At 50.3% G+C, this 13,077-nt stretch carries 13 protein-coding genes; 8 read left to right on the forward strand and 5 right to left on the reverse strand.

The window, feature by feature from the left end:
* Positions 1-81: 81 nt before the first annotated feature.
* The 8 genes from hemB to ACH50O_RS16335 all read left to right on the forward strand — a co-directional run bounded on the left by hemB (position 82) and on the right by ACH50O_RS16335 (position 8,839).
* The gene (hemB, locus tag ACH50O_RS16300) at positions 82-1,101 is read left to right on the forward strand and encodes a porphobilinogen synthase (RefSeq protein WP_446808812.1); all 1,020 of its coding nucleotides are present in this window, start codon (positions 82-84) and stop codon (positions 1,099-1,101) included.
* A gap of 22 nt (positions 1,102-1,123) precedes the next feature.
* Positions 1,124-1,696, forward strand: a complete 573-nt coding sequence (locus ACH50O_RS16305) for a hypothetical protein (protein ID WP_446808813.1) — start codon at positions 1,124-1,126, stop codon at positions 1,694-1,696.
* Positions 1,683-2,531, forward strand: a complete 849-nt coding sequence (aroE, locus tag ACH50O_RS16310; RefSeq protein WP_446808814.1) for a shikimate dehydrogenase — start codon at positions 1,683-1,685, stop codon at positions 2,529-2,531. Before ACH50O_RS16305 ends, aroE begins: the two co-directional genes overlap by 14 nt.
* Positions 2,532-2,604: 73 nt before the next feature.
* Positions 2,605-3,885: an HDOD domain-containing protein gene (locus ACH50O_RS16315; RefSeq protein ID WP_446808815.1), complete on the forward strand. Its 1,281-nt coding sequence runs from the start codon at positions 2,605-2,607 to the stop codon at positions 3,883-3,885.
* Between the two features lie 4 nt (positions 3,886-3,889).
* On the forward strand, positions 3,890-5,179 hold the full coding sequence (locus ACH50O_RS16320; RefSeq protein ID WP_446808816.1) for an HDOD domain-containing protein: 1,290 nt from the start codon (positions 3,890-3,892) through the stop codon (positions 5,177-5,179).
* Position 5,180: 1 nt separating this feature from the next.
* Positions 5,181-6,545: an HDOD domain-containing protein gene (locus ACH50O_RS16325; RefSeq protein ID WP_446808817.1), complete on the forward strand. Its 1,365-nt coding sequence runs from the start codon at positions 5,181-5,183 to the stop codon at positions 6,543-6,545.
* 33 nt (positions 6,546-6,578) lie between these two features.
* Positions 6,579-8,618 carry an oligopeptidase A gene (gene prlC, locus ACH50O_RS16330; RefSeq protein WP_446808818.1) on the forward strand — a complete coding sequence of 680 codons (2,040 nt, stop codon included), beginning with the start codon at positions 6,579-6,581 and terminating at the stop codon, positions 8,616-8,618.
* A 20-nt stretch (positions 8,619-8,638) separates the two neighbouring features.
* Entirely contained in the window at positions 8,639-8,839 is a 201-nt protein-coding gene (locus tag ACH50O_RS16335) for a hypothetical protein (RefSeq protein WP_446808819.1), read from the forward strand.
* Positions 8,840-8,917: 78 nt separating this feature from the next.
* Here the strand turns inward: ACH50O_RS16335 and tssJ are convergent, their stop codons facing one another.
* The 5 genes from tssJ to ACH50O_RS16360 form a co-directional block, all read right to left on the reverse strand.
* Entirely contained in the window at positions 8,918-9,424 is a 507-nt protein-coding gene (gene tssJ, locus ACH50O_RS16340; RefSeq protein WP_446808820.1) for a type VI secretion system lipoprotein TssJ, read from the reverse strand.
* A 413-nt stretch (positions 9,425-9,837) separates the two neighbouring features.
* A complete protein-coding gene (locus ACH50O_RS16345) occupies positions 9,838-10,317 on the reverse strand; it encodes a hypothetical protein (protein ID WP_446808821.1) in 480 nt (159 codons plus the stop codon).
* The gene (locus tag ACH50O_RS16350; RefSeq protein ID WP_446808822.1) at positions 10,301-10,786 is read right to left on the reverse strand and encodes an ankyrin repeat domain-containing protein; all 486 of its coding nucleotides are present in this window, start codon (positions 10,784-10,786) and stop codon (positions 10,301-10,303) included. The genes ACH50O_RS16345 and ACH50O_RS16350 overlap by 17 nt, the downstream gene beginning before the upstream one ends.
* A gap of 134 nt (positions 10,787-10,920) precedes the next feature.
* A complete protein-coding gene (locus ACH50O_RS16355; protein ID WP_446808823.1) occupies positions 10,921-11,634 on the reverse strand; it encodes a PoNe immunity protein domain-containing protein in 714 nt (237 codons plus the stop codon).
* 20 nt (positions 11,635-11,654) lie between these two features.
* Positions 11,655-13,070: a DUF6861 domain-containing protein gene (locus ACH50O_RS16360; protein ID WP_446808824.1), complete on the reverse strand. Its 1,416-nt coding sequence runs from the start codon at positions 13,068-13,070 to the stop codon at positions 11,655-11,657.
* Between the last annotated feature and the right edge of the window lie 7 nt (positions 13,071-13,077).

Below are 13,077 nucleotides of genomic sequence, written 5' to 3' on the forward strand. Positions count from 1 at the left end.
GCTAAAATAAAGGCCGAAGCGCTAACCCGGCTCCAGATCCTAGCTAACCCATCGGTTCAGCAAGTACCCTATTATATTACTATGGAAGAGATGCCACACCCTAACGACTTTTTCCCGGCCACGCGCATGCGCCGCATGCGCTACCAAACCTTCTCCCGGCGGCTGATGCGGGAAAATCGTTTAAGCAGCGATGATTTAATCTGCCCGTTATTCGTTATCGAAGGCAACCATAAACAGGAAGCCGTGGCTTCCATGCCCGGCGTCAACCGGTTATCCATTGACCTGATTCTCAAGGAAGCTGAAACTTTACTAGGCCTCGGCGTCCCGGCGATTGCGCTGTTCCCAGTAACCGCCCCGGACAAAAAGTCCTTAGACGCCAAAGAAGCCTTTAATCCGGAGGGCTTGGCGCAACGTTGCATCAGAGCCTTGAAAGCCGAACTGCCGGAACTCGGCGTGATTACCGACGTGGCGTTGGATCCGTTTACCTCGCACGGTCAAGACGGCTTGCTCAATGCACAAGGCTATGTGGTCAACGATGAAACAGTCGCAGTGCTCTGCAAGCAAGCTTTGTCGCATGCTGAAGCCGGCGCCGATATTGTCGCGCCCTCCGATATGATGGACGGGCGAATCGGTGCGATTCGATCCGCGTTGGAAGCGCACGGCCACATCAATACCCGAATTCTGGCTTATTCGGCCAAATATGCATCCAGTTTCTACGGCCCTTTCCGCGATGCAGTCGGCTCGGCCGGCAATCTTGGCGGAGGTAACAAATACAGCTATCAAATGGACCCCGCCAACTCCAACGAAGCCCTACGGGAAATAGAGTTGGACTTACGCGAAGGCGCCGATATGATCATGATCAAACCCGGCATGCCCTATCTGGACATCATCCGCCGCGCCAAAGAAGAATTCGGCGTACCGACCTTTGCCTATCAGGTCAGCGGCGAATACGCCATGCTGAAAGCCGCATCGCAAAACGGCTGGTTGGACGAGCAACAAGTGGTGATGGAATCCCTGCTGGCGTTCAAGCGGGCAGGCTGCGATGCGATACTGACCTACTATGCCAAATCCGCAGCCCGGTGGTTAAAACAACAACAATAACAACTACATAAAGGGACCCAATATGAGCGACGACTTTGAGCTTAACGACAACAATTCGGCCGACTTTCAGCCTAGACGGCGCCGCTACTTCGGCCTTGAACAAGCAGTATTTATCCTGCTGGTCATTTTATCGCTGCTGGGCATTGCTATTACCGACTTTAATCCGCATGACGGTTACGGCTACTGGTTATTTATGGTCGTGGTGTTCGGGATGCTGTCAATTTTCGTATCCTGGCTACAAACCAAGACCAGCGAAAACGATTTTGGCGAAATCGTCAAAGCCCAAGGCCTACATTGGTTTCACACACTAATTATTGTGATTGCCGCATCCTTGCTGAATAAATCCGAACATTTATCCGAAATGAGCGCCACCCTGGTGATATTGTTAATTCTAGCTTTAGCAACCATGTTGGACGGGGTACGTATCGGCTGGCAATTTAGCTTGCTCGGATTTTTTCTTGCAACTTGCTCGCTTATCGTCGCCTACTTCGAAAAATTTATGTCGGTTTGCATTACCCTGGGCGTGCTGGTAATAGCATCCACTTTCTTATGGGAATATTGGCGCCGCAAATACACTACCGATGATGAAAATTGATACTTATGCGGTGTTCGGTTACCCGATCGGCCACAGTAAATCGCCACGTATACACAAGTTATTTGCTGATCAATCCGGCGAGATCATGGAATACCTCGCACAAGAAGTGCCGGCGGAAAACTTCACGGCGGCAGCAACGCAATTTTTTGCCGAGGGCGGCAAAGGCTCGAATTGCACGGTGCCGCTCAAGGAACTGGCTTGGCAGTATGCCGACCAACTGACCGAGCGGGCTCGACTGGCAAAAGCCGTCAATACCTTAGCCCGCCAAGCCGATGGCAGTATTTTGGGCGATAACACCGACGGCGTCGGCTTAGTGAACGACTTGACAATTAACCACGGCATCCGGCTAAAGGGTATTAAAATTCTGATCCTGGGCGCTGGCGGCGCCACGCGCGGCATCGTTCCCCCATTGCTGGAACAACAACCGTCGGAAGTGGTAATCGTTAATCGTACCGTCGGCAAAGCGCAGGCCATTGCCGCGGATTTCGCAGCCTTGGGCGCGGCTCAGGCTTGCGATTACACCAACCTGCCGGGGCAACGATTCGATTTGATAATTAACGCCACCTCGGCCAGCCTGAGCGGCGACCTCCCACCTTTACCAAAATCGCTGCTGCATGCCGGCGGCAGTTGCTACGATTTGGCTTACGCCAACCGGCCCACCGCTTTCGTGCAATGGAGTATGAGCAATAGCGCGATTCATAGTCTGGACGGTCTGGGCATGTTAGTGGAACAGGCGGCCGAAGCTTTTTATCTCTGGCGAGGCCTTCGTCCGCAAACCTTGCCCGTGATCGCGCTATTAAACGCCGAACGAGAATTTAATAACGCCAAACAATGAAACTATTGACCGGGGCGATGTCCATGGTAACAATCATCCCAAACCGCCAGCCATCAACGTTTACTGGAATAATATGAGTGGAATCAGAGCTTTTTTTGAAAAATCCCAAACTAAAGGCAAACCTCAGCGCGGCGGCCAACGCATTACGCCGGAAACGCTAAAGCAATTATTCCCAATTAGGAATTTAAGCGACGAGATCTTACAAACCTTCGCCACCGAAAATCATGTGGAAACCTTGCCGGCGGATAGCATACTGTTCAACGTCAATCAGCAAGCCACTTGCGCGATTTATCTATTGCGCGGTACTGTTATCCTGGCCGACCACAACGGCAACAGTTACGAAATCTCCGCAGGTAGCGCGCAAGCCAAATTCCCCATTTGCAGCGGCATCAAACACACCGCCACCGCCACCGCAAAAACCGAGGTCGATCTGCTGCGGGTATCGCTAAAAATCATGTTGACGCCGAGCAGACAAGACCACGGTAAACTGTATATCCCGGAAGATTTGCACAACAACCGGCTATTAAGCCTGTTTATCGAACATTTCGAGAATAACGACCACGAAATAGAAATTCCGTCGCTGCCGGAAGTGGCCCTCAATTTGCGTAAAGCAATCCAGAAGGACGTCAGCATCGACGATGCCGTCAAAATTATCCAGCTCGATCCTGCTATCTCCGCCAAACTGATAGAAGTCGCCAACTGCCCGCTATACCTGACCACAGTACCGGCAAAAAATTGTAAGGACGCGGTCGTGCGGATCGGCCTGAACGCCACACGCAATCTGGTGACGGCAATCAGCATGAAGCAGATTTTCAAAAGCAAATCGCCGCTGATTAAAAACCATCTGGAAGAATTGTGGAAGCAGAGTCTCTATCTGTCCGGGCTAAGCCATGTGCTCGCCAGCCACAGCCTGCAACAAAATCCGGAAAACGCCTTGCTGGCCGGGTTGGTCTGCGATATCGGCATGATTCCCTTTCTGAGCTTTGTGGCGAACCTACCGCCCGAATATCATAACGACGCCGAAATCGAGCAAGCCATGCCTATCATCAAAGGCCCGGTAGGCGCGGTGGTGTTGAAGGAATGGGATTTTGCCGAGGAATTCGTCGATGTCGCCAAATTCTCCAGCGACTGGTACCAAAGCAGTGGCGACACCTTAACACTGACGGACATCGTCGTTCTATCCAGACTACATTCATTAATCGGTAAAAAAGCGACCGCCGATCTGCCGGCGATTACCGCCATCCCGGCTGCAGCCAAATTAAAAAACTTTTCCTTATCCCCGGAAAACACCTTGGCCATCCTGCACGATGCCAAAACCAAAATTCACGAGGCACTCAGCATATTCTCCGCATAGCCGTATGTTCTGGAATTTTCGCAAAAAGACCGAAACCAAGGCCCCGGCCGAAACCAGCATTCCAGACTCTACTGTCAGCCAGCTGCCGTTGAGCTATCTACACAAGCTTATCCCGCTTGGAGACTTGCCGGCGGCGGAATTGTTGGCGGTTCCGGTAACCATGCGCAACTTCAGCCCCGGCGACATCATCTTCAATCGCGGCGCGGAAACCGAGCAATTAACCTATCTCTATACCGGCGCCGTATTCCTGGAAGCCAATAATGGCACGGGGTACACCGTAGAAGCCGATACCTTTAAAGCATTTTATCCGCTAGCGACCTCTGGGGAGCACGCCTTCAGCGCGATTGCCAAATCGCCGACGCAAGTGATCTACATGCCACTCTCCAATCTGCAGCGCAGCAGTAAACCGATCAATAATCCGCTGATCAATTCCGAAAGCATTCCCCCCGCGTTGCGCGGCAGCTTTTTTTTCGACAGTTTTTGCGACGCCTTTCGCGCGGATAATCTGCATGTGCCCAGCCTGCCGGATGTCGCGTTACGCTTACGTAGCGCCTTACAAAAAGACATCAGCATTGCCGATGCTGTAAAAATTCTTAACCTGGATCCAGTCATTTCTTCAAAACTGATTCAGGTAGCCAACAGCCCGATTTACCGAGGCAACAACCCAATTACCAGCAGTCACGACGCGGTCAACCGGCTAGGCTTCAAAACCACGCAAAACCTGGTGACCAGCATTAGCCTGCACCAGCTGTTCAGAAGCCGTAACAGGCAACTCAACAATATCATTCAGAACCTCTGGAGACAAAGCATTCAGATCGCCAGCCTCAGCCATACGCTTGCCGGCCTGACTCGGAAAGTAAACGCCGACGAAGCCTTGTTGGCGGGCCTGATTCACAATATCGGCGCGCTACCTATCGTCACATTTGCCGAAGGCATCGATATTTCACGGTACACTGAGCAGGAATTAAACACCAGTATCGACTGCCTACACGGCTTGTTGGGTTCGCATATCTTGAAAAAGTGGCATTTCCCGGAAAGCTTCCAGCAAATTCCGTTGAATACTTGTCACTGGTATTACGACGACGGCCAAGGCCTGCAGTTACACGACGTGGTTTTGTTGGCAAAATTCCACGCCCAGCTGGGCAGCGCAAATACACAAAAACTGCCGCCGCTTAATACCTTACCCGCATTTCAAAAACTGGACGATAGCGCATTAACGCCGGATATGTCGCTGAAAGCGCTGCAGGACGCCAAACAACAAATTGCCGAGGCTATAAGTTTTTTCAGGACATAAAATGAACTGGCTTTCCAAACTGCTGGAAAAAAATACCGACCACAAACTGCGGAATCACGGTGCAATAGCGTCCACCGCGGAAAACCAAGCCAGCCGGGCAATTAGCGAGATCGTGACGCCGCCGTTAGCTGCGACCCGGCAATCTCTCACATTGGCGCAGTTACGAAAATTCGCCCCGTTACGCGACCTTGACGACGCCAGCTTGGCCGCCCTGCCGCACCTTGTCTTGTCCTATGCCAAGGACGCGGTCATTTTTGCATTGGGACAACAAACCGACAGCGTATTTTATTTATTGGCAGGCCAATTGGCGATGCAGCCGGATAGCGAAAACAGCTACCAAATCGCTGCCGATTCCTCGCTAGCCAACCTGCCTTTAAACAGCGGCAAGCGTTGCGGAGCCACCGCCACCGCATTAACCGATGTACGAATATTGGAAATCCCCATCGAGCTCAATCGCCTGTGGGCGGATAAAAGCCAGGAAAGTGCGGATTGCGTGGAATTGATCGACATTCAATTACCTGCCCCAATTAACGGCAGCCGCTTCTTTAACAGTTTCGCCCAGGCCTATCGGGAAAACAAGCTGCGTCTGCCATCGCTACCCGATGTCGCACTAAAACTGAAAGACGCGATACAAAAAGACATTGGCATCCACGGCGCAGTGGAAATCATCCAGCTCGACCCGCCCATCGTCGCCAAATTGATTCAAGTGGCGAATAGCCCGCTGTATGCCACGGAAACCCAAATCAACAATTGTCATGACGCCGTAGTTCGCATCGGTCTGAATGCCACTCGCAATCTGGTGATGGGGATCAGCATGAAACAGCTTTTTAGTTGTACCGACCCGGCGCTGATGAAGGGCATGCAGACTCTATGGAAAAACAGCCTGTATGTATCCAGCTTGAGTTTTGTCTTGGCTCAGGAGTGCAGCAGAATTAACCCGGAAGACGCTCTTTTGGGCGGCTTGATTGCCGATATCGGCGCTATCCCTTTGCTGCATTTTGCCGAACAATTCCCGGACGGCGGCCCCAGCTTCCAGGAATTGCAAACCGCCTTACCCTATTTGCGCGGCCCGGTTGGAGCACTGGTACTGCATACGCTGGGCTTTCCCGAACAACTCGGCAATATTCCGCATCATTCCGAAAACTGGCTATACGACAGCGGCCCGGAACTGACGATGACCGATATAGTAATTCTGGCCAAACTGCACAGCTATTTCGGCTCCGGCAACGCGCGCGATTTGCCTTATATCAATTCGATCCCCGCATACAGCAAACTCATCAGCGGCAAACTCAATCCGGACTTCTCGCTGATGGTATTGCAAAAAGCCCAAGCCCGCGTCAATGCGGCTATGCAGCTGTTGTTCTGAAATTCCTACACTCATCCTTGACTGGCTAACGACATGACCAATCCCTTGCTAGAAAACACCGAACTACCGCAATTTTCTAAAATCCTACCCGAACACGTCGAACCGGCCATCAGCCAATTGCTGACGGAAGCACGGCAAACCATAGATCGGCAATTGCAAACCGGCGGCCCTTACACTTGGCAAAATCTGATCGAACCCATCGAAACCGCCGAAGACCGCTTGAACAAAGCCTGGTCGCCGGTCAGCCATATGAATTCGGTGGTCAACAGCGAAGCGATGCGCGATGCCTACAACGCCTGTTTGGGAAAACTCAGCGAATACGCCACCGAAACCGGCCAGAATCGGGCATTGTATGAGGCTTATCACGCGATCCGCGACAGCGCCGAATTTTCTGAACTAGACCACGCTCAGCAAAAAATCGTCAACAACGCATTGCGCGACTTTCATTTATCCGGCGTGGACTTGCCGCCCGAACAACAGGCTCGGTATAAAGAGATCAACCAACAATTATCGAAACTGGCCAGCCAATACGAAGAGAATCTTTTAGATGCCACCAACGCCTGGCACAAACAGATAACCCATATCGAAGACTTGGCCGGCCTACCCGAATCGTCTCTTGCGTTAGCCAAACAAGCCGCCGAAGCCGAAGGCAAAGACGGCTGGCTGATCAATCTGCAATTTCCATCCTATCTGGCGGTGATGACCTATGCCGATAACCGCGAACTGCGCCGCGAGCATTACGAAGCATTCTGCACCCGCGCCTCGGATCAAGGTCCGAACGCCGGTCAATGGGATAATTCCGAACTGATGGAACAAATCCTGGCGCTACGCCACGAAAAAGCCAATCTATTGGGCTTTAACAACTATGCCGAATATTCGCTGGCCACCAAGATGGCAAAATCCACGGACGATGTGGTGAAATTTCTGGAAGATCTGGCAGATAAATCCTGGCGTCAGGCCCGGCGGGATTTGACCGAGCTAAAAGAATTTGCCGCCGCCGAACATGGCCTGAACGACTTGCAAGCCTGGGACATTGGCTATTACTCGGAAAAAATGCGCCAACATTTTTATCAGCTCTCGCAAGAAGAAGTGAAAGCCTATTTCCCCGACAACAAAGTCATACCCGGCCTGTTTGCGATCGTCGAAAAACTCTACGGTTTGCAAATCAGTGAAATCAAAGACTTCGATACCTGGCACCCCGACGCCCGCTTTTACCGGATTTTGGACAAGAACGGCCAATTGCGCGGCCGCTTCTTCCTGGACTTATACGCCCGCGCCAAAAAACGCGGCGGCGCCTGGATGGACGACTGTGTCTGCCGTAAAAAAGTCGGCGGCGAATTGCAAACGCCGGTGGCTTATCTGACTTGCAATTTTACCCCGCCGACAGGCAACGATCCGGCGCTGCTGACTCACGACGAAGTGGAAACCCTGTTCCACGAGTTCGGCCACGGCCTGCACCATATGCTGACCCAGATCGACCATCTCGGCGTGTCCGGTATCAACGGCGTCGAATGGGACGCGGTGGAACTGCCTAGCCAATTCATGGAAAACTGGTGCTGGGAAAAAGAAGCGCTGGGCCTGATCTCCGGCCATTATCAAACCGGCGAGCCGTTACCGGATGCCTTGTACGACAAGATGTTGGCCGCGAAAAACTTCCAGGCCGGCATGATGATGGTAAGACAATTGGAATTTAGTTTGTTCGATTTCAAGATGCACCAGCATTACGACCCCGCCAAAGGCGGCCAGATCTATAGCGTCCTCAAACAAGTCCGCGATCAAGTCGCCGTGGTTAAGGTGCCCGAATTCAATCGCTTCGCTCACAGCTTTTCGCATATTTTCGCCGGCGGTTACGCGGCCGGGTATTACAGCTACAAATGGGCGGAAGTGTTGTCGGCGGATGCTTTTTCCTTGTTCGAGGAAAAAGGCATTTTCGACCAAACCACTGGCGAATCATTCCTACACAATATCCTGGAACAAGGTGGCAGCAGCGACGCCATGACATTGTTCAAAAACTTCCGCGGCCGCGAACCCAACATCGACGCTTTGCTCAGACATAACGGTATCGCAGCGTAACCCTCCCCCTCATTGCCTTGATGTCATTCATCAAGGCAATTGGGTTTTTGAGGCGTCAGCAGGAAAGTCAGGCGCTAAAAGGCGCTCTGAAACGCATCCACGCCGCCGAAGACAGCTCGCAAACCCTGAAAAATAAGTTGAAAATCCTGTGGCACAACGCGCCTTTAAAAACCAAAACTGAGATTTGGACAGTAATCGCGTTCGTGCTGGTCGCACCGTAATTTTAAGCGCTTAAAACGATCGGGAACTAACGGTTCATCAACCGATAGTCCCGCAAACTTTGTGTTTAGCATCGCCAGCTATTCTGCCTTAGGTGCCGCGGGTGCAAGCTCGGTCGGCGTATTGCTGACGGTTAAATTATTCGCATCAATCTTCAGTAAAACCGCATTGCTCTGATGCGCCTTCAACTCTGTCAACGTGCGCCAACCGGCATTGTCCAGTTTACGAAAAGCCGCAAAAAAACCCAATATTCGGGTATCCGCAGCCGGCTCGATCCGCAAGGTTTTATTCTCGCCGGGTTTTAACACCAACTCTTGCTTACGTACCAAATCCGCGCCCAAAGTAGCCTGCTCTTTATCGTATATGGCAAAAAAATCGGCACCGTTAAAACCGCTCTGCTCCCGCAACTCGTAAATTCGTAACACCACCGGCGACGCTTTGCCGTCGGCATCAGGGTTGATTGAGGTAGCGCTATTTAGGGTCAACTCGACAACTGTCGGGGGCGGTGGCGCGGGTTGCTCTGGCACCTCGGCACATGAAACCAGCAGCGAAGTGAACAAAATCGGCAACAATCTGGGTAACAACATCTGATCTTCCCTTTAAATAGTTAGGTATATACTCTGCCAAATATTGACTAATCGACACATCAACTCACAAAATAGCACCGCCACCGAGTCATTTCCAGCCCACCTCATTTCCGCAGATATACCGGAAACGCTTTCTCTTTCAAGAAATCAATGTCAGTATTCGATCAGCTCGGGCGGATTGCCTTGTTTGTCGTACTTGACGCGCTGGCTAAAACCCAGCGCATCGGACACGCCGATCAAATCGTAACTAAAACGTGTGATGCCGCCGTCCGCCGGTCATTCAAAGTGGTGGCGCAGTTGCACAAACATTTCGCTTATCGGATTTCCTGCACTACGAAAAATAGCGACTTGCGATACTTTGACCTAGGCACATCGGCCACTACGTTCAATATATATCCCAGGCCTGTTGGGCGTTAGTTTTCGATCAGTTCACTTAGATCAAGCGTTTGAGGGTTAACGTCGGCCTCGACTGCTCGCCGCAATGTTCCTGGCTTTTTACGGAGTGAATATGCTCGCATCACCGTTAGCGGTGCAAACTCAAGACCCTCAATTTTTGTATGCCCGATGATGACAGGCTTATTGAAATTAATGTTTTTTTCATCATCCAGCGGCACCACCCATCTGCCACCATAATTCTCACGAACCACCTCACCAAGATGCCTACCGAATGAAACGATCAAACTCGAGCGGGTATCGTTATCAACCCCATCATTCATTAAATCAAACAGTTTTTCTAAACGTTCAAGGTCATCAAGTGAAAAATCGAGAATCAAGTGCCTCCTTCTCGCCTCTTCTTGAAGAGCTTTTAGTTGATCGTCCATCACCATCAAAAAATTATCAAAGTCTTCTAAAGACTGCCTTTTTGTACTCAAAATATCAAGACGAAGTATCAACAGAAACTAGAATAGTTACTAACTGCCGATCGTTTATTTGATTTGCAAAATCCAAAGGACTTCTACCTGCCCTATTTTTATGTCTTATATCGGGCTTAAATTTTAAAAAACAGTTTACAATTTCATAATTCCCTCTAGCGCTAAAAACGGCTGTCCACGTTGGCTGATTTCCATAATCATCCTCAACATTCAATGAACCACCACTATTTAGAATCAACTCAGCTATATCCAAGACCCTATAATTTGCTGCATAATGTAACGGTGCCTGAGATTTCATATCGCGATGATTGACATCTATGTTTCTTTTAATTAGCTCCTTTGCAAAAGGAAAATTGTTATATGCCGCGGCTTCATACAACATATTTTGACCATTTTCATTAACTTGATTTACATCCACATGGTCAATCTCTGAGTAAAATGCATTCTCATCATTTAAACGGATAGCCTGGAACAAATCTATATTACCCATGCCTTACTCTACAAATCGATGGTTTCTTTTGCACGAAGCGATAGGAAACTATAATTGTTGAGATTAAGTACAACGATTTTTTGAGTTGGCATAGGCTTTTACCTGAAACGATGACTTGTTGAATAGATAAATATCTAATTGAATCCAGGATAATGTGCAAAATCACAAAAAGCGCTATCGTCAATATCAAACGCTTTCACAACTCCAGCGACTTCCAACGCCCAATAACCAAAAAATCCACCTCCTTCCGGTCCCTTGTGACAATCATACCAATACGTCGGCTTCATATTTTCGTACCATCCAGTTAGGAATTGACAGACCAATTTACTTCTTTCCGGCTCCGTCGCATCAATTGCCTCATAAAGCGATTGATATATTTCCGGGAATACCAAGGTAGAAGCTATTGGTCTGCTTTTAACCCTAGTGGCAACAAGCCGCTCAAAAAGCGCGTCTTTCCCAATATTCCCAATACAATTAATTAGACGAATGAATTTCGTCTCGTCAACATTTAAAGCAATCGCCAAGGAAATTAGCCACATTGAAACCACATAATCTTCAAGTTCAGAAAATTTAGGAAAGGTATACTGGCCAGGCTTGGCAACTTCGACGGCAATATTTCTGTATTTTTCCAACGCGCTCAGAATGCGTCCAAAGTAAACATCCAATTTTAAAAAATCATCTCCCAACGAATAACGAATCAACAAATGTTGATAGGTTTCTCGAAATAAAGAATACTGATACGTCATTTTCTTCTGTAGAGGAGCATTAGAGGCTGCTAGTTTCTGCTCCATTTCCGGAATTCGCTTCTCCAGATATGCATTTCTTTCAAAAAAATATTCTTCGCTCATCAAATTATCTAGCCTACCCATTAAGGTTCTCCATCCAATAAGATTGTTTTTGTTACGTTTCCAGGCTCATCCACTTTCAAAACCCAACGCTCGACAGAGCCATCCAAATCAGCGTCTCTAATTTTTGCCGCTGTCGTCGGCCCAACCTCACGATCAAGCCTAGCATCTATCCACTCCGGACTCATTTGCTTAGTCCCATCTTTAAGCGTATTCAGATTTGATGACCCATATTTTGCTTCAGTAATCACATAATCTGGTGGTGGATTTGTGTTTTCCCAAATCCCATCAATCCCCCTTCCCTTTGGACGATCACCATCCTTAACCAAATTCCCATTAAGTTTTTTGAAGCCCTTATTTTCCATGTATTCATCGGCTTTTGCTTCACCAAATACACCTTTTTCTGCGTTTGTTTTTTTCTTCGGTTTTACAGAATCTGAGCTAGTTGATTCCTCGCTATTGGCAACACGTTTTTGCCGTTCCATTTCAGCTTTCAATTGTGAAGGCGTGCTAGTCGGTCCAGACTCATTCTTGGTGGCTTGTGATACGGTTTTCCGCATCAACTTGGGATTCCGCGTCAAATCATCCCAGTTCTTCTCCAGCCACAAGGCAAATTCATCGGGTAATTTGCTTTTGCGGATTAATCCCGCCACTTCCGCCACACTGGTTTCGGCGGTGGCTTTGACACCGGCCGTGGCCGTGGTGCGTGCCGTGGATACGCCGGCGCGGGCGCTTGCCATACCGGCGTTTTTTAAGACGTAGGCGACGATGCCATGCAGAATAAGCCGGACCAATACCGCGATGGCTCGTGCCAACTCGCGGGCCGCCTGATTGACGCGCAGTTTTTTGTCTTGTGGGTTTTCGGCGGCGTGCCAGGCGATACTGAAGGCGTCGGACACCATAAAGGTTAGCTCGCCCAGGCCGTCGCCGATGGCGACGATTAGAAAGCCCAGTCCCAACCAGGTTAAAATGGCCGTACTGAGTTCGGCGCCCAGCTGCGCGCCCACTACCGCGCCGGGTACGGCGCCAACACCGCCGAACAACGCGCCTATCCCGCCGCCGACAGCCGCACCGCCGACCGTACTCAGCCCCACCAGCGCCAGCATTTGCAGCAAGCCCGGTATCAGGCTTTGCAAGACGCCTTTCAGTTGATAACCGGTTTCCTCGAAGACCGCCGCCGGCCATAACTCTTCGGTCTGATCCAGTACTTGATAGATGCATTTGGCGCGTTGGTACAGGCTCGGATCGGCGATTTGTTGCGGCGACCACGCCGATGCCGCCGGTGCGTCGGGATGAATTAAACCATTGGTCAACACCCTATCCGCCAGCGGGGAACCGACAGCACTGCCGCCGCCCGATCCGCCACCGCCCCTGGGCGCGCCGGGGTGACTTATCACGCCGTCGGCAGTTTTATACGGCGAGTTTTTTAGATCCGACATGGGCGGC

The organism is Methylomonas sp. 2BW1-5-20, assembly GCF_052474515.1.